This window comes from Methylopila sp. Yamaguchi (assembly GCF_002897035.1).
GTDB lineage: Bacteria > Pseudomonadota > Alphaproteobacteria > Rhizobiales > Methylopilaceae > Methylopila.
The window spans coordinates 15,085-30,837 of sequence record NZ_BAUX01000020.1; the positions used below are offsets into that span (position 1 = coordinate 15,085).

17 protein-coding genes are annotated in these 15,753 nt (G+C 69.5%); 3 read left to right on the plus strand and 14 right to left on the minus strand.

Annotated features, from left to right (window positions below):
* Positions 1–3 precede the first annotated feature (3 nt).
* The 5 genes from rfbA to METY_RS18525 are packed head-to-tail and all read right to left on the minus strand — an operon-like array spanning position 4 to position 4,479.
* Positions 4–888 carry a glucose-1-phosphate thymidylyltransferase RfbA gene (rfbA, locus tag METY_RS18505; RefSeq protein ID WP_103122864.1) on the minus strand — a complete coding sequence of 295 codons (885 nt, stop codon included), beginning with the start codon at positions 886–888 and terminating at the stop codon, positions 4–6.
* On the minus strand, positions 885–1,742 hold the full coding sequence (gene rfbD / locus METY_RS18510) for a dTDP-4-dehydrorhamnose reductase (protein WP_103122865.1): 858 nt from the start codon (positions 1,740–1,742) through the stop codon (positions 885–887). Before rfbD ends, rfbA begins: the two co-directional genes overlap by 4 nt.
* A 10-nt stretch (positions 1,743–1,752) precedes the next feature.
* Complete coding sequence (gene rfbB / locus METY_RS18515; RefSeq protein ID WP_103122866.1) at positions 1,753–2,796, minus strand: dTDP-glucose 4,6-dehydratase; 1,044 nt, start codon at positions 2,794–2,796, stop codon at positions 1,753–1,755.
* A 10-nt stretch (positions 2,797–2,806) separates the two neighbouring features.
* Complete coding sequence (gene rfbC / locus METY_RS18520; protein ID WP_244593731.1) at positions 2,807–3,391, minus strand: dTDP-4-dehydrorhamnose 3,5-epimerase; 585 nt, start codon at positions 3,389–3,391, stop codon at positions 2,807–2,809.
* A 44-nt stretch (positions 3,392–3,435) separates the two neighbouring features.
* Positions 3,436–4,479 (minus strand): fatty acid desaturase, encoded by a 1,044-nt coding sequence (locus METY_RS18525; RefSeq protein ID WP_103122867.1) that lies wholly within the window; start codon positions 4,477–4,479, stop codon positions 3,436–3,438.
* Positions 4,480–5,222: 743 nt separating this feature from the next.
* On the opposite strand from METY_RS18525, the gene METY_RS18530 reads away from it, so the two are divergent.
* The 3 genes from METY_RS18530 to METY_RS18540 all read left to right on the plus strand — a co-directional run bounded on the left by METY_RS18530 (position 5,223) and on the right by METY_RS18540 (position 7,677).
* Entirely contained in the window at positions 5,223–5,408 is a 186-nt protein-coding gene (locus METY_RS18530) for a hypothetical protein (protein WP_103122868.1), read from the plus strand.
* 146 nt (positions 5,409–5,554) lie between these two features.
* Entirely contained in the window at positions 5,555–7,366 is a 1,812-nt protein-coding gene (locus METY_RS18535) for a monovalent cation:proton antiporter-2 (CPA2) family protein (RefSeq protein ID WP_103122869.1), read from the plus strand.
* A gap of 59 nt (positions 7,367–7,425) precedes the next feature.
* Positions 7,426–7,677: a DUF2934 domain-containing protein gene (locus tag METY_RS18540; protein ID WP_103122870.1), complete on the plus strand. Its 252-nt coding sequence runs from the start codon at positions 7,426–7,428 to the stop codon at positions 7,675–7,677.
* Here METY_RS18540 and METY_RS18545 read toward each other — a convergent pair.
* The 9 genes from METY_RS18545 to METY_RS18585 form a co-directional block, all read right to left on the minus strand.
* On the minus strand, positions 7,655–8,545 hold the full coding sequence (locus METY_RS18545; protein ID WP_103122871.1) for a Pnap_2097 family protein: 891 nt from the start codon (positions 8,543–8,545) through the stop codon (positions 7,655–7,657). The genes METY_RS18540 and METY_RS18545 overlap by 23 nt on opposite strands.
* A 2-nt stretch (positions 8,546–8,547) precedes the next feature.
* Entirely contained in the window at positions 8,548–9,813 is a 1,266-nt protein-coding gene (locus METY_RS18550) for an MSMEG_0569 family flavin-dependent oxidoreductase (protein ID WP_103122929.1), read from the minus strand.
* Between the two features lie 23 nt (positions 9,814–9,836).
* Entirely contained in the window at positions 9,837–10,118 is a 282-nt protein-coding gene (locus METY_RS18555; RefSeq protein WP_103122872.1) for an MSMEG_0570 family nitrogen starvation response protein, read from the minus strand.
* Complete coding sequence (locus METY_RS18560) at positions 10,111–11,268, minus strand: MSMEG_0565 family glycosyltransferase (RefSeq protein WP_103122873.1); 1,158 nt, start codon at positions 11,266–11,268, stop codon at positions 10,111–10,113. The genes METY_RS18555 and METY_RS18560 overlap by 8 nt, the downstream gene beginning before the upstream one ends.
* Entirely contained in the window at positions 11,265–12,254 is a 990-nt protein-coding gene (locus METY_RS18565) for a sll0787 family AIR synthase-like protein (protein WP_103122874.1), read from the minus strand. Before METY_RS18565 ends, METY_RS18560 begins: the two co-directional genes overlap by 4 nt.
* Positions 12,251–12,793, minus strand: a complete 543-nt coding sequence (locus METY_RS18570) for an MSMEG_0567/Sll0786 family nitrogen starvation N-acetyltransferase (RefSeq protein WP_103122875.1) — start codon at positions 12,791–12,793, stop codon at positions 12,251–12,253. Before METY_RS18570 ends, METY_RS18565 begins: the two co-directional genes overlap by 4 nt.
* The gene (locus METY_RS18575) at positions 12,775–13,923 is read right to left on the minus strand and encodes an MSMEG_0568 family radical SAM protein (RefSeq protein ID WP_200819736.1); all 1,149 of its coding nucleotides are present in this window, start codon (positions 13,921–13,923) and stop codon (positions 12,775–12,777) included. Before METY_RS18575 ends, METY_RS18570 begins: the two co-directional genes overlap by 19 nt.
* Complete coding sequence (locus METY_RS18580) at positions 13,829–14,878, minus strand: Nit6803 family nitrilase (RefSeq protein ID WP_103122876.1); 1,050 nt, start codon at positions 14,876–14,878, stop codon at positions 13,829–13,831. The genes METY_RS18575 and METY_RS18580 overlap by 95 nt, the downstream gene beginning before the upstream one ends.
* 132 nt (positions 14,879–15,010) lie before the next feature.
* A complete protein-coding gene (locus METY_RS18585) occupies positions 15,011–15,493 on the minus strand; it encodes an MSMEG_0572/Sll0783 family nitrogen starvation response protein (RefSeq protein ID WP_103122877.1) in 483 nt (160 codons plus the stop codon).
* Positions 15,494–15,753 lie beyond the last annotated feature (260 nt).

The following is a 15,753-nucleotide window of genomic DNA, read 5'->3' on the forward strand; positions in this document are numbered from 1 at the left end:
CTTCTAGAAGCCTTCTTCCATGCAGAGCTGCCTGAGATAACGGCCGTAGTCCGATTTCGACAGGCCAGCGGCGATCGAGGACAGGGCCTCGCCCGTGATCCAGCCCTTGCGGAACGCGATCTCCTCTGGGCAGCCGGTCTGCACGCCCTGCCTCTGCTGGAGCGTGCGCACGAAGTTGCCGGCGTCGAGCAGGCTTTCGTGCGTGCCGGTGTCGAGCCAGGCGAACCCCCGGCCGAGCTTCTCCACGCTCAGCGAGCCCTCCCGCAGATAGAGCTCGAGCAGCGCCGTGATCTCCAGTTCGCCCCGGGCGGAGGGCTTGATGTCCTTCGCCTTCCGCGACGCCGTTCCGTCGAGGAAATAGAGGCCCGTAACCGCGTAGCTCGACGGCGGCGCCGCCGGCTTCTCGATGATGGCCGTCGCCGTCCCCGCGGCGTCGAACGCCACGACCCCGTAGCGCTGAGGCTCGGTGACGCGATAGGCGAAGACGGTTCCGCCTTGCTGGCCGGCGCTTGCGGCCTGAAGGATCTCGGGCAGGCCGTGCCCGAAGAAGATGTTGTCGCCGAGGATCATGCAGGAGGGCGAACCCGCGAGAAAATCCTCGCAGATCAGATAGGCCTGGGCGAGCCCGTCCGGACTTTCCTGCGTAAAGAACGACAGCTCGACGCCCCACTGCCGGCCGTCCCCGAGCGCCCTTCGGAACTGGTCGGCGTCGCCGGGCGTGGTGATGATCGCGATGTCCCGGATGCCCGCCAGCATCAGCACCGACAGCGGATAGTAGATCATCGGCTTGTCGAACACCGGCATCAGCTGCTTCGAGACGCCGTGGGTGATCGGATAGAGGCGCGTGCCCGATCCGCCCGCGAGGATGATGCCTTTTCTCGTGCTCACGCGTGGTCCGTTCGAAGCTGGGCGATGATCGGGCCAAGCGCAGATCGCCAGTCAGGTCTGCGAACGCCCAAATGCCGCCTTATCCGATCGCAGTCGAGGCGGGAGTTGGACGGGCGCCGCGCCGGCCGCGGACAGTCGGACGAGGGAACGCCCACCACGTCGCATTCCATCGCAGCCGTCTCGAAGATCGCCGAGGCGAAGCTCGCCCAGCTGACGTCGGGCGCCCCCGCGAGATGATAGAGGCCACGATGTGCTTCGGATTCTCGCAGCGCCGCCGCCAGGTCGAGGCAGGCCCGTGCGACGGCCGCGGCAGGCGTCGGGCCGCCGATCTGATCGTCCACCACCCGCAGGGACGACCGGCCCTCGCCGGCCCGGAGCATGGTACGGACGAAGTTGGCCCCGAAGCGCGAGAAGACCCAGGAGGTGCGCAGGATCGCGCAACGCCCGCCGTTCCGCAGGACCTGCTCCTCGCCGAGCCGTTTGCTGCGTCCGTAGGCGTTGATCGGCGCGGTCGCATCGTCCTCGCGCCAGGGCGCTTCGCCGGCGCCGCTGAAGACATAGTCGGTGGAGATGTGGACGAAGGGTGCGCCAAGCTCCGCGCAGGCCTGCGCCATCTGGCCGGGCGCCTCGCCGTTGACGATGAGCGCGGCGGCCTCCTGCTCCTCGGCGAGATCGACGGCTGTCCAGGCGGCGGCGTTGATGACCGCGTCGGGCCGGGCGGCCCGGATCAGCCGGGCGCAGGCGCGGGGATCGGTGAGGTCGGCCTCGTTCCGGCCGACGAAGCGGGCCGCCGGCGCGGCCAACGCCAGCTCGCGTGCGACCTGTCCCGTGGAGCCGAAGACGAGGAGCGTCATCGCGGCCTCATCATGGCGGGGTCACGCTGAGGCCGAGCCGCGCGGAGCGTTCGTCGATGCGGCCGCGCCACCAGCTCTCGTTGTCGAGGAACCACTGCACCGTGGCCTCGAGGCCGACCCGCAGCGTCGTCCGCGGCGCCCACCCCAGCTCGTTCCGGATGCGGCTCGCGTCGATCGCGTAGCGGAAATCGTGGCCGGGCCGGTCAGCGACGAAGGCGATCTGGCGCTCGTAGCGGCTCGCCTTAGGTCGCTTCGCGTCGAGGATCGCGCAGAGCGTGCGGACGATGTCGATGTTCGTCGCCTCGGCGTCGCCGCCGACGTTGTAGCTTCGGCCGACGACTCCGCTGGAGAGCGCGAGCAGCAGCGCGGCCGCATGGTCTTCCACGTAGAGCCAGTCGCGCACGTTCCGGCCGTCGCCATAGACCGGGAGCGGCCGCCCGCCGAGCGCCGCGAGGATCGTCAACGGGATCAGCTTCTCGGGAAACTGGAAGGGACCGTAGTTGTTCGAGCAGTTCGTCAGGATCACCGGCAGGCCGTAGGTCGCATGCCACGCCCGCGCGAGATGGTCCGACGCCGCCTTCGAGGCCGCGTAGGGGCTGTTCGGCGCGTAGGGCGAGGTTTCGGTGAACTTGCCGTCGACGTCGAGCGCGCCGAACACCTCGTCTGTGGAGACATGGAGAAAGCGGAAGCGGGCGGGCGACCCCGCGTCGAGCCAGAAGGCGCGCGCCGCCTCGAGCAGGTTCAGCGTGCCGACGACGTTAGTCTCGACGAACACGCGCGGCGCGTCGATCGACCGGTCGACGTGGGTCTCGGCGGCGAGATGGATCACGCCGTCCGGCCGGTAGTCGCGAAACAGCGCCCGCATTGCCTCGGCGTCCCGGATGTCGGCGTGCGCGAAGCGATGCCGCGTCGAGCCCGCGACCTCGGCGACGTTCGCGAGCGACGAGGCGTAGCTCAGCGCGTCGATGTTGAGGACGTCATGGCCTTCGCGCACGGCGAGCCGCACGACGGCCGATCCGATGAACCCCGCGCCGCCGGTTACGATCAGGCGCATGGGCCGCTCCTCATGCGAACGGCGAGACGAAGGCCGCGAGGGCCTGCGCCTCGGCGTCCCGGGGGGAGGTGAGCGGCGCGACTCCCGCGGGGACCGGCCAGTCCACGCCGCAGCTGTCCCAGCGGACGGCGCCCTGCGCGTCGGGAGCGTAATCGGCGGTGCACTTGTAGAGCGCCTCGGTGTCGTCCTCGAGCGTAAGCAGGCCGTGGAGAAAGCCTTCGGGGATGTAGAGCTGCAGCCCATTGTCCGCGCTGAGCTCGATCCCGAACGACCGCCCGTAGGTCGCGCTGCTCGTCCGGACGTCCACCGCGACGTCGAAGAACCGTCCCCGCCCGCAGCGCACGAGCTTGCCCTGGGCGTGCGGCGGGGCCTGGTAGTGCATCCCGCGGAGTGTCCAGCGGCGCGGCGACAGCGAACGGTTGTCCTGGACGAACTCCGGAAGCGCGACGCCCGCCTCGGCGAGCCTCCGCTTGCTCCACGTTTCCGAAAGCGCGCCCCGGTCGTCCCGGAACTGGGGCGGCGTGATGATAATCAGGCCCGCGATGTCCGTTCGCTCGACGCGCATGCGCCCCTTCATGGCCGTGGCGCGGCCCATCTCCAGGAAACGTCGGTGAAACCCGCCGTCGAGATTTCTAACCTTCAGGCCGGGCTGGGGGAAAGCCCCGCCAGACGCGCCTCCTTGAAGGAGATCAGCTTGCGGGCGGTCTCATCCCAGAGCGCGAGCGGCACGCATTTCAGGCTCTGAGTGAACGTCAGCCGTCCCACGGCGCGCAGCTCGGGGAAGTCGCGGAGCACTTCCGGCAGGCGGTAGTAGGGGATGCGGCTCGACACGTGATGCACGTGGTGGATGCCGATGTTCGCCGTGAGCCACTGGAACGGCGCCGGAAGATCATAGTGCGAACTGCCGTGCAGCGCGGCTTCCGAGGCGTTCCATTCCTCGCCCTCGCGCCAGTGCGTCTCCTCGAACTGGTGCTGGACAAAGAACAGCCACACGCCCGCGGAGGCGGCGAGCGCGACCACCGGGAGCTGGATGAGGAAGAACGAGCTGGCCCCGACGGCCCAGATCATCAGACCCGCGATCAGCGCGATGACGGCGTTGGTCGCCATGGTGCTGAGCCACAGCGTCCGTCCCTTGCGCATGAAGCCGACAGGCAGACGACCCTGCAGGATGAAGACGTACGAGGGGCCGAAGCCGAACATCACCAGCGGATTGCGGTAGAGCCGGTACCGGAGGCGGCCCCAGGGCGAGCGCGCCCAATATTCCGCGACCGTCAGCGTGTCGATATCGCCGACGCCCCGGTGGTCCAGGTTGCCCGAGGTCGCATGGTGCACGGCGTGGCTGCGCCGCCAGTAATCGTAGTCGGTGAGGGTGAGCACGCCGATCACGCGGCCGACCCAGTCGTTGGCCGAGCGGCGCGGGAAGAACGAGCCGTGCCCGCAGTCGTGCTGGATCATGAACAGCCGCACGAGGAAGCCGGCGGCCGGCGCGATCAGCAACAGATAGAGCCACACCAGGCCCTGGTTCAGCGCGACCGCCATGGCCGCCCAGGTCCCCGCGAACAACGCGACCGTCAGGCCGATCTCATAGACGCTGCGAGCCGTGCTCGGCTCGTGGTAGGCGCGAAGTTTCCCGCGCAGCTGGCTCGCGTCCAGGGAGGCCGTTCGGCTGTCGTCCGGCGCCATGGCGCGTCGCTTTCTGCTGCGCGGTGAGGCTGCCAGCTGTGGAGAGTTCACAGATCGACACGGCAAGTCGTGTGCGCCGCGCCGTCCCGCAAGCCCGCGGGGAGCCCCCGCATAGCCTGCGTAGCCGCCGACATCCATCATTTCGTGCGCCCAAGGGTTGCCGAACGAGCGTCGCCGATAGCGCGGATCGGCGACGTTCCGGACGCGTGCCACCCGATGGTCCGCTCTTAGCCGGAGCGCGAGAGAGGCGGACGCGCGGGTCGGCGGCTGGCCTTCGCGAACACGAGATGGTGACCGACGTCGCCGACCGAGTGGGGGCGAGCCGAGGCGCGGGGCGAACAGCCGACCGGCCTCAACCCGCCTTCCGCGAGACGACAATAGACGTCTGCAACATAGAAAAATATAAAATCGATGTAATGAATATATTTATGTTGACCCAGCGATTGGACTGGCGCATCGTCACTCTGCGCTCGGGTCGTCCCCGACTGAACGCCGCGGCTTTTGAACGAGCAGCTTGCGCCGCGTCACCAATCGCTAAAGCGCCACGGCGTGACGAACGCCCGTGGTTCCGACAGCCCCGAAGGTCCGTCATGCCTGCGTTCCCGACGTCCTCTCTCGACCACCTCAAACCCCGGCTCCGCACGGCCGCGGGACGATGTCGCCCCTGACGCGAGGGTCGATGTGGTCCGGCCGCCGCGACGGCGCCGGGGTTCTTTCTTGAGAGACGTGAAAAGGAGCGCGCCATGAGCGCAGCGTTCGTCATCGAAGTGCGAGGCCGGCAGGCCGGTCTCGTCGTGCGCCAGGACCGCGGCGGCTACCGCTTTTTCGCGGCGATGTCCGAAGCCTTTGCGCTTGAAGGCAAGGTGTTTCCCTCGGCGGCGGACGCGAGCCGGGCCGCCCGGGCGATTTTTGCGGCCTCCGCCCGCTAAAACCGTGACCGTTCGGCCACGCCTCTCTCCGCTATCGTCGCTTCTCCGGCCCTCGTGACGCCGCAGGCCGCGCATTGGGCATGCGCGGCGGCGACGGGCCGGCTAAGCCTCTTCGCTCAGGACATCCGCGGCGGGGGCTTTGAACGATGGCGGCTGAAGGCCAGAGCGAACTCGTGCAGGTCGTGGCTCTGCTCGGCGCGGGCGTCGTCGCCGTTCCGATCTTCCGGCGGCTGGGATTGGGCTCGGTGCTCGGCTACTTCGCGGCCGGCCTCGTCATCGGGCCGTTCGGGTTCGGGCTGTTCTCCGATCCCGGCGCAATCCTCCATGTCGCCGAGTTCGGCGTCATCATGCTGCTGTTCGTCATCGGCCTCGAGATGCAGCCCTCGCGGCTGTGGGCGCTCAGGCGCGAGATCTTCGGCCTCGGCGTGGCGCAGGTCGTCGCCTCCGGCGCGCTGCTGACTCTGGGCGGCTACATGGCGGGACTCGACCCCGCCGTCGCCTTCGTCGCCGGCATGGGCTTCGTGCTGTCCTCGACCGCGGTCGTCATGCAGATGCTGGACGAGCGCGGCGAGACGTCCACGGCGCAGGGCCAGAAGGCGGTCTCGATCCTTCTGCTCGAGGATCTCGCGATCGTGCCGCTGCTCGCGATCGTGGCGTTCATCGCGCCCGCCGACAGCGGCGAGAACGCCGCCGACCGCTGGCGCGAGATCGCGATCGCGATCGTGGCGGTGGGCGGCCTCGTGCTCGCCGGCCGCTATCTGCTGAACCCGATGTTCCGGATCCTGGCCCGCTCCCAGGCGCGCGAGGTGATGACGGCGGCGGCGCTGCTGGTGGTGCTCGGCGCGGCGCTGCTGATGGAGTTCGGCGGCCTGTCGATGGCCATGGGCGCCTTCCTCGCCGGCGTGCTGCTGTCGGAATCGACCTTCCGCCACCAGCTCGAAGCCGACATCGAGCCGTTCCGCGGCATCCTGCTCGGCCTGTTCTTCCTGGCGGTCGGCATGTCGCTCGATCTGGCCGCGATCTCCGTCCACTGGCCGACGATCCTCGCCTTCACCGCGCTGTTCATAGCGGTCAAGGCGGCCGCGATCTTCGGCGTCGCGCGGCTGATGGGCTCGTCCTCCCGGGAGTCGATCGACCGGGTGGCGCTGTTCGCGCAGGGCGGCGAGTTCGCCTTCGTGCTCTACTCCGCGGCCTCCGCCGTCGGGATCATGGACGCGCCGACCAACGCGATCTTCACGTCGGTCGTGATCCTCTCGATGGCGCTGACGCCGCTCACCGCGCTGGCGCTGAAGCGCCTCTTGCCCCGCAGCGCGCCGTCGCTCGACGGGGTGGACAAGGCGGACGGACTCAGCGGCGAGGTGCTGGTGATTGGCTTCGGCCGGTTCGCGCAGGTGGCGAGCCAGTCGCTGCTCGCCCGCGGCTTCGAGGTCTCGATCATCGAGAACGACGTCGAGATGATCGAGGCGGCGGCGACCTTCGGCTTCAAGGTCTATTACGGCGACGGCACGCGGCTGGACACGCTGCGGGCCTCCGGCGCGGGTCAGGCGCGGGCGGTTCTGGTGTGCGTCGACAAGCAGGAGGCGGCCGAAAAGATCGTCGAGCTGGTTCAGTCCGAATTTCCGCTCGCCAAGCTGTTCGTGCGCGCGTTCGACCGCGGCCACGCGATGGATCTGGTGCGGGCCGGGGTCGACTATCACATCCGCGAGACGTTCGAATCCGCCATGGTCTTTGGCGAGGCGGCGCTGGTCGCGCTTGGGGTGCCCGAGGAGGAGGCGGCCGAGATCGCGGAGGACGTGCGGCGGCGGGACGCGGAGCGGTTCGCGCTGCAGGTCGCGGGCGACATCCACTCCGGCTCCAGCCTGATCCGCGGCAACGCGCCGATCCCGACGCCGCTCACGCGTCCGCGCCGCGCCGGTCAGATCATGGACCAGGGAGCGCCGCAGCCGGAGGCGAGCTGACGTCGCCCCGCGGAACTTTCACCGCGTCCGAGGCCTTTCTCTGCAAAGGAGAATCCGCCATGGACAGCACGCAGGAAATTCGAGAACGGGCCTATCAGATCTGGATCGAGGCCGGCCAACCCGTCGGTCAGGAGGAGCAGCACTGGGAGCAGGCGCGCCGCGACGTCGAGGGCGCCCATCAGGACGCGGCAGGCCAGAGCGAGAGCCAGGAGAGCCGGCTCGACGAGACCTTGAAGGAAAGCTTTCCAAGCAGCGACCCGTCGTCGGAAAGCCAGCCCGGCGGGGGCATCACGGGTCCGGGAAACCCGTAGTTTTCGTTGTGAAGACATCGGCGAGGGGGCGGCCGTCGGCGGCCGCCTCGAGCGCGATCCAGTGTCCGACGGCGCCTGGGCGACGCTTGAGCCCACGCAGACGGACCGTCAGCCTCGCTCCCGGCTCCAGGTTGCCGTGATAGACGATCTCTCGAGCGCGGACGGCGACGCCGCGAGCGGGGAGGTCCAGCAGGTCCCACTCCGCGCGATCGGCGAAGGCCTGATAGGCGCAGAAGTACATGAGCTCCGCGCCGTTGAAATCCTGAGTGGGGCATGGGCGCACGTCGATGTGGCCGATGTCGCTCTCGTCGCCGCATGTGAAGCCGCGATGCTCAGTCCAGCGGCCCCGCCGGAGCTGGGCTGGCAGCGCCGCAATCGCGGCGCCGCGAGACAACCCGTCCCACGCCGGCAGCCCTGGCAGAACGACCTTGGCGATCGATCGATTGCAGCCTCCCTCCGCGCGTTTCACGAAGGTCGACAGCAGCGCGATACTCCCCGCCGCCGCGCCGCCGCGACGCTGAAGCCGATGCGTGGTGGCGAACCGGGTGCGGGAGGTCCGTGTCATCTCCGAGCGGATCGTCAGCTCGTCGTGCTCGGCGAAGGCGTCGAGAGCAAGCCCCTGAGACTGCACCGCGCAGAACGCGGCGTAGACCTTGTCTCCGGTCGCGTCGCGGAAGTCCGCGGCGGCGACGCCGCAGACCTCGGCGAGGAGCCGCCAGTGCAGGTCGCCGCACAGCTTTAGCAGCCACGTCTCGGAGACGCCGCCGAGGCACAGCTCCGGCATGCCCAGCGTCACCCGCGTCGTCCGGCACGGGGCCGTGAAGACGGTCGCGCCCTCGAGCGCGGAACGATCGACCGCGATGTTCATGGTCAGACGGCGACGCTGAGGGGCGCGCGTTTGCGCGACAGGCGGTCGGCGATCCTGGACACGACGAACTCCGCGTCTCGGCCGACCGCGCCGAAGCGGCCGGAGCCCCAGGTGTTCAGCCAGGGCAGCCCGATGAAGGACACGCCCTCGACCTCGGTCTCGCCGCGCCTGTGGACCGGACGGCCCGCGCCGTTGAAGACGGGCGCGTCGAGCCAGCGGAAGTCCGGCGTGAAGCCGATGCACCAGACGATCGACGTGATCCCGGAGCCGGCAAGATCGAGCGTTCCGCGCTCCGCCGGCGGCGTCCACACCGGCTCGTAGACCGACGGCGGCGGGGCGTCGACGCCGGTCTCGGCGATGTGCTTGTCGATCGCCGCGTTGATGCCGTTGTAGGTGCGGTCGGCGAAGTCGAGGCTGGCGGCGAGGTTCTCGCGGAAGCGCAGGACCCCGGCGTCGTAATCCTCCAGCACGCCGTAGAGCTCCATCCCCTCCGTCGCGAAGCGCCGGAGGTCGATGTCGCGGCCGCCGTCGCGGCCGGTGACGTAGTGATTGGTGTTGTCGCGCACGCCCTCGCGCAGGGGGTGCTTGTCGACCGTCATCTCGTAGTAGCCCATGTCCGCGAGCCAGGTGACGACATCGCGGCCGCGGTAGAACCGAGCGCAGCGCGGCGCCTCTCCGACGGCGAGATGCACCTTGCGGCCCGTGAGATGGAGGTCTTCGGCGATCTGGGCTCCAGACTGGCCCGAACCCACCACGAGGACCTCGCCGGCGGGCAGCTGGTCGGCGTTGCGGTACTGTTCGGAGTGGATCTGCGTGATCGATTTCGGCAGCTTCTCCGCCATGCGCGGAATGATCGGCGTGTGGTAGCCGCCGGACGCGACCACGATTTCGTCGGCGGTGTAGTCGCCGTCCGAGGTCGCGATCGCGAAGCCCCCGTGCGGACGCCGCGCCACGCGCGTCACCGACACGCCCTCGCGGATCGGCGGGTTCACCTTCTCCACGAAGCCGCGGACGTAGGCGACGATCTCGTCCTTCTTCATGAAGCCGTCAGGGTCGGGACCATCGTAGGGATGGCCCGGCAGGTCGCACTGCCAGTTGGGCGTGACCAAGCTGAAACTGTCCCAGCGCTGCGTCGACCAAGTGTGTGCGGCGAAGCGCTTCTCGATCACCAGGTGATCGATCTGCCGCTGCTGCAGCCAGTAGCTGGTGGAGAGGCCCGCCTGGCCGCCTCCGACGACGACGACGCTGAGATGCGGAGTTCCGGACATGCTCATGCTGTCCTCCTGGAGGATCAGGTTTCGAAGGAGACGACGGTGACGGGCGCGTCCGGCGCGAACCGCGCGGAGGCTCGCTCGATCCGCCCGAGTTGGTCGAGCGCGCTGGAGCAGGCGAAGCCATACTTCGCGCGCACCCGTTCGCTCGCGATGTTCAGCGCGGTGCGGCAGCGCTCGGCGAAGTCGGAAACGGGATAGCTCTCGCCCGCTGTCATGTGCTCGGAGATGACGAGCGAGGGCGAGTAGCAGCTCTCTTCCGCGCCGTCGGGCCAGCGGATGGTGAAGCGCATTTCAGGCATGGGCGGACTCCGTCAGACGGCTGTAGACGTCGAGATGAGTGCGGGCGACGGAGAGCCAGTCGCGGCCCAGCGCCGCCGCCCGGCCGCGCTCCGCGAACTGGGAGCGGACGGGTTCCGCCAGCGTCAGCATCAGCGCGTTCGCGATCGATCCCGGGTTAAGCGGGTCGCACCAGGCGACGTCTCCGTCGCCGAGGTACTCCGTGAAGGGCGCGATGCGGGAGGCGGCGACGGGCGTCCCGCTCGCCATCGCCTCAAGCGCCACGAGGCCGAAGCCTTCCCGCACCGAAGGAAAGGCGAGCACGTCCGCGACGCGGTAGAGCGCGGGCATGTCGGCGTCGGGCAGCGGACCCGTGCGGATCAACGCGCTCGGCGGAAGTCCGCTCGCAGCGGCGTCCCGCTCGAAGGCCGCGCGGTAATCGCCGTGGTCCAGCACCGAGGCGCCGCCGGCGATCACCAGTTGCGCGCGCTCGTGGAGCCGGCGCACCTGCCGGAAGGCCTCCAGCAGCCGCCGCGCGTTCTTGCGCTCCTCGACGCCGCCGACCGAGAGGATGATGGGACCGGAGCCCAACCCCAGGCGAACGCGCAGCGTCGCCTCGCGGCCGTCCGGATCGGGGCGGAACCGCCGGGCGTCGACGCCGTTGCCGGCGAGCGTCGCCTCCAGCCCGTAGCGGGCGCGCAGCACGCCGCGCCAGAGCTCGCTGACGACGATTTGAGCGTCTGAGGTCGTCACGGAGCGCGTCTGCAGCGCGGCGACCCGGGCGTCCGCAAAGTCGTCGAGGTGGTGCACCGTCCGCGCGAAACCGCGGACGAGGCCGTCGTCCTTGAGCGTCGCGAGCGCGTTGCCGGAAATGCCGTCCTGGGCGTGGAACACGTCGAAGCGACGGTTCTCCGGTTTCGCGAAATGCCGGCGATACTCATCGACCCGCGTCATCACCATGTCGTGGGTGTCGCCCTCGACCGGGGCGGCCTCGACGCAGACGGTCTGGAACGGCGCCTCGCGGAAGAACCCGCGGGCCGCGGGATCGGGGGCGTGGACGACGGGGGCGTGCCCGAGGTCGTGCAGGGCGCCCGCAAGCTCCATCGCGTGGACCACGCCGCCGCGCGGATTGACCGAATGACAGAGCAGGGCGATGCGGAGAGGCGCCGTCATGACGCCGGTCCCGGGGCGCAGCCGATGAGCGGGCGCGCGGCGAGGTCCCAGACGGTCGCGACGCCTCCGCGGGATGCGATCTCGACGCGGCCGCCCCGTGTGATCCCGCCGATGTCGGCCGCGGCGATCCCGCGCGCATGAAACCGGCCGAGGATCGCGTCGACGTGGTTCGACGGCGCGGCGATCAGGTAGCCGAAGCTCGGAAAGCTCCGGAGCCAGCGATCGAGCGGAACGCCGTCCGGCCGGGGCACGGCGTCGAGCTCGATCCGCACGCCGACTCCAGAGCATTCCGCGAGCATGGCGGCGGTGCCGACCACGCCGGCCTGGCTGATGTCCTTGGCCGCGCAGCTGAGGCCCGCTTCGGCGATCTCCGGCAGCAGCTCCAGGTCGCCTCGCAGCCGGTCCGCCGGCGCGTCGGTCGCGGCCTCCCAGTTGTCGAAGGGCTCGCGGTAGCGCCCGCGCAGGTCGACGGCGGCGATCAGGCGGTCGCCAGGCGCGGCGTCGAAGCTCGTGAGCAGGCGCCGGGCGCGGCCGAGCACGGCGACCGAAAGCTGGCCGCGGTCGCAGGCGAGATTGCTGTGGCCGCCGACGATCGGCGTGCCGAACCGGGCCGACGCGTCGCGCAGGCCCTCCAGCACCGGCGCCGCTCCGGCCTCGCCGTTCGCCCAGACGGCGTCGACCACCGCGATCGGCCGCCCGCCCATGGCGGCGATGTCGGACAGGTTCACCATCACGCCGCACCAGCCGGCGAACCAGGGATCCCTCTCCACGAAGGCGTTCATGAAGCCCTCGATCGCGAACAGGAGATAGCCGTCGCCCTCGGGGATCGCCGCGCAGTCGTCTCCGACCGCCACCACCGACGCGCCCGAAACGCCGAGGCGCGCGACTGCGGCCGCGATGTCCGCCTTGGCCTCCATCCCGCGGCCGGACCTCAGGGCCGCCGCCAGCGCATCGAGGTCGACCGTGCCTGAGAGGGCGAGGCTCATGCCGCTCTCCGGACGAGCGTCAGGAAGCCGGCCTCCGGCGTCGCGAATGGCGGATAGAAGGCGAGGTCGGCCTCCATCCTGAGATGCGGGCGGCCATGAAGTTCGACGGTCTCCAGCGCGCGCCAGCGCAGCCGCTCGAACAGAGGCCCGTTCTGCTCCTGCACGTGGGCGAAGAACCGCGTGCAGCCGCGCGCGTGGGCGGAGGACACCGCGAGCCGGATCAGCGCCGCGCCCAGAGCGCCGACGCGCCGGTGGCCGGCGTCCACCGCAAGCCGCGAGCCCCACCACACGCCGGGCCTCTCCTCGTGGATGCGGACGGTGCCGACAACGGCGTCGTAGGCGACGGCGAGCGACGACGCCGCGACCAATGGGATCGCGACCTCGTCGATCGCGTCGCGGTCGTCGCCCGCGAAGATCTTCTGCTCCTCGCAGAACACCTTCCGGCGCAGGGCGGCGGCGCCGCGCCGCTCCCAGTCGCCGACCGCCCACTTGATCTGGTAGCCGGCCGGGACGAAGGGCGTCACCGCTTCGAAGAACATGCGCTCTCTCCGCGTTCGTAGGCCGCAAGCGACGAGCACGCGCCGCACTTCGCGCAGCCCGCCTTGACGTCGACGGAGCGCAGGCCGCTTGCGATCAGCATGCGGGCGAGGGGGCCGAGGATCGAGGCCATGAAGGCCGGCGGCGGCGTCGGATGGCTCTCGAGCGGGGTGCCGGAGATCGGCGTGAACGGCACCACGAAGGGATAGACGCCGAGCGCCGTCAGCCGCTCGCAGACCGCGAGAATCTCGGCCGGCGTGTCGCCGAGGCCGGCGAGGATGTAGGTCGAGACCTGTCCGCGGCCGAACACCGGGACCGCCGCGCCGAAGGCCTCGAAGTAGCGCTCGACGGTGACCGTCGCCTTGCCCGGCATGATGCGCTGGCGCACCGGCTCCGACACCGCCTCCAGATGCATGCCGAGCGCGTCGGCGCCCGCGGTCTGCAGGCGCTCGAACCAGGCGTCGTCGTCCGGCGGCTCGCACTGGACCTGGATCGGCAGGTCCACCCGCGCCTTCACGCCGATGCAGCTTTCCGCCAGGACGGCGGCGCCCCGGTCCGCGCCCTTCGGCGTGCCCGTGGTCATCACCATGTGCCGCACGCCGTCGAGCCGGACGGCGGCCTCGGCCACCTCGCCGAGTTGGGCGGGCGTCTTGTGCGCGACGGTGCGGCCGGCGGCGAGCGACTGCCCGATGGCGCAGAACTGGCAGGTCTTGGTGCGGCTCTGGTAGCGGATGCAGGTCTGCAGCACCGTGGTCGCCAGAACGTCACGGCCGTGCAGCGTGGCGATATGCCGGTAGGGCACGCCGTCGGCCGTCGTCAGCTCGTAGAACTTCGGGCCGAGCGGGAACGAGGCCTCCGCCACGACCGCGCCGTCTCGGGTGATGCGGCTGCGGCCGAAGGCGTCGGGCTTCTCGACCAGATAGGGGCTGTCGAACGCCGGCGCGGTGTGCACCGGCGCCATCACCGTCATGCCGTCGATGGTGATCGCCTTGTGGTCGGAGGGTCCGGCGCCGCCGCGGCGGCTGGCGGCCCCCGCGCTAGGATCGACGAGCCGGACCCCGAAGGACTGCAACTCGTTGATCAGCTCCTCGGTCCGCAGCGTCGGCTTCGGCTTGGTCGGCATCGGCGTCATCGAATGCGCTCCAGGAAGAATGGGTGGCGGACCGGCGCAGCGGCGCCTGCGGACGGTCGTCGAGGACGAGGCTGAGGAGCTCGGGCCGGGCGTAATGGCCGATCGAGTCCATCATCCGCTTGCGCTTGGTCACCAGCGCCATGTCGAGATCGGCGATCAGGATGCCCTCGCCCTCGGTGAGCGGCGGGACGAGATGCGCGCCCTCGGGCGAGACGATCGCCGTCATGCATCCGCCGGTGAGGGCCTTGCGAAGCTTTTCGTCGGGCGAGATTCCGGCGCGCTGTTCGTCCGTCAGCCAGCCCGTCGCGTTGACGACGAAGCAGCCGCTTTCCAGCGCGTGGTGCCGGATCGTCACCTCCATCTGGTCGGCGAAGATCGGCCCGACCATGGAGCCGGGGAATTGGGCGGCGTGGATCTCCTCATGGTCCGCCATGAGGGCGTAGCGGGCGAGCGGGTTGTAATGCTCCCAGCAGGCCAGCGCGCCGACGCGGCCGACATTGGTGTCGACGGCGCGCAGGCCCGAGCCGTCGCCTTGGCCCCAGATCATCCGCTCGTGGTAGGTCGGCGTGATCTTGCGGCGCTTGAGCTTGAGCGTCCCGTCGGCGTCGAAGATCAGCTGGGCGTTGTAGAGCGAGCCGTGGTCGCGCTCGTTCACGCCGAGCACGACCACGAGGCCGCGCCGCCGCGCCGCCGCCGACACCGCGTCAGTGACGGGCCCCGGCACGACGACGGCGTGCTCGTAGAGCCTCAGGTGCTCCCCGCCGGTCGTAACCGGCGGATGCACGAAGGAGAAATAGGGGTACCAGGGCAGGAAGGTCTCGGGAAACACCACGAGCTCCGCGCCCTTGCCGGCCGCGTCGTCCAGCGCGTTCAGCACGCGGTCGAGCGTGCCTGCGCCGTTCTCGATGTCGGGCGCGATCTGGACAGCCGCGGCGCGGACGATGCGTTTTTCCATCTTCCGTCTCCTCGTCATCCCCGGACGGCCGAAGGCCGATCCGGGATCGTCATCAGGATGAGGCGTCCTGGCGCTTTGTTTGGACGACGATCCCGGCTCTCCGCTGCGCTTCGGCCGGGATGACGTCCGCGCTCACAGCGTCCAGGTGTCGAGGATGAAGGCGTTCTCCTTGCGGTGCAGGAGGACGATGTCGAGCACGTCGAGCGGGCTGATCGGCGTGACGCCGGGGATCAGGGCGCCTTCGCCGTGGCCGTAGAGCGCCTGGAGCGCGAACCGGCAGGCGTAGACCTTGCCGCCGTCGGCGAGGATCTTCTCGATCCGGTTGTTGAAGTTGAGATGGCCCGGGAAGGCCTCGTCGCCGAGCTTCGGGAAGCCGCGCTGCACGCCGAGCGTGACGCCGGGGCCATAGAGCAGGACGGAGGTCTCGAAGCCCTTCGCGATCAGGCGCGAGGCTTGCAACAGGTTCACGAGGCCGATCGAGCCTTCGAAGGCGACGGTGTGAAACGTAACGAGCGCCTTTTCGCCCGGCGCGGCCTTCACGTCCTCGAACACCTTGGTTTCGTAATCGACCAGGAAGTCGCCCTTCTGATTGGCGGGCTTCGTCACTGCGGGCATCGCTCTCTCCTCGTGTGGCCTCCGCGGCGCCGGCCGCAGGTCGCGAAGAGATGAGCAATCCCCATGCCAATCGCTGTTTTAGGATTGCAGTCATTGAATGGCGCAATATGCATTCAATAATCCCGTCAATGCCGGGCTTTGTGCTTCATAAGTTGAATTCATCTTCTTGGGATTGCGCATGATGAGGGCGCCATGTGCGCATCTGCTGAGCAGAAAATTGAATGCATTGATCGGGTGCTGGACGCATGCTTCAATCCAGT

Coding starts and splice junctions, on each gene's coding strand:
- rfbD (WP_103122865.1), bottom strand. CDS start 1,742: ATGACGCTCCTCGTCTTCGGCTCCACGGGACAGGTCGCACGCGAGCTG.
- rfbB (WP_103122866.1), bottom strand. CDS start 2,796: ATGCGCCTGATCGTAACCGGCGGCGCGGGGTTCATCGGATCGGCCGTC.
- rfbC (WP_244593731.1), bottom strand. CDS start 3,391: ATGGGCCGCGCCACGGCCATGAAGGGGCGCATGCGCGTCGAGCGAACG.
- METY_RS18525 (WP_103122867.1), bottom strand. CDS start 4,479: ATGGCGCCGGACGACAGCCGAACGGCCTCCCTGGACGCGAGCCAGCTG.
- METY_RS18530 (WP_103122868.1), top strand. CDS start 5,223: ATGAGCGCAGCGTTCGTCATCGAAGTGCGAGGCCGGCAGGCCGGTCTC.
- METY_RS18535 (WP_103122869.1), top strand. CDS start 5,555: ATGGCGGCTGAAGGCCAGAGCGAACTCGTGCAGGTCGTGGCTCTGCTC.
- METY_RS18540 (WP_103122870.1), top strand. CDS start 7,426: ATGGACAGCACGCAGGAAATTCGAGAACGGGCCTATCAGATCTGGATC.
- METY_RS18545 (WP_103122871.1), bottom strand. CDS start 8,545: ATGAACATCGCGGTCGATCGTTCCGCGCTCGAGGGCGCGACCGTCTTC.
- METY_RS18550 (WP_103122929.1), bottom strand. CDS start 9,813: ATGTCCGGAACTCCGCATCTCAGCGTCGTCGTCGTCGGAGGCGGCCAG.
- METY_RS18555 (WP_103122872.1), bottom strand. CDS start 10,118: ATGCCTGAAATGCGCTTCACCATCCGCTGGCCCGACGGCGCGGAAGAG.
- METY_RS18560 (WP_103122873.1), bottom strand. CDS start 11,268: ATGACGGCGCCTCTCCGCATCGCCCTGCTCTGTCATTCGGTCAATCCG.
- METY_RS18565 (WP_103122874.1), bottom strand. CDS start 12,254: ATGAGCCTCGCCCTCTCAGGCACGGTCGACCTCGATGCGCTGGCGGCG.
- METY_RS18570 (WP_103122875.1), bottom strand. CDS start 12,793: ATGTTCTTCGAAGCGGTGACGCCCTTCGTCCCGGCCGGCTACCAGATC.
- METY_RS18575 (WP_200819736.1), bottom strand. CDS start 13,923: ATGACGCCGATGCCGACCAAGCCGAAGCCGACGCTGCGGACCGAGGAG.
- METY_RS18580 (WP_103122876.1), bottom strand. CDS start 14,878: ATGGAAAAACGCATCGTCCGCGCCGCGGCTGTCCAGATCGCGCCCGAC.
- METY_RS18585 (WP_103122877.1), bottom strand. CDS start 15,493: ATGCCCGCAGTGACGAAGCCCGCCAATCAGAAGGGCGACTTCCTGGTC.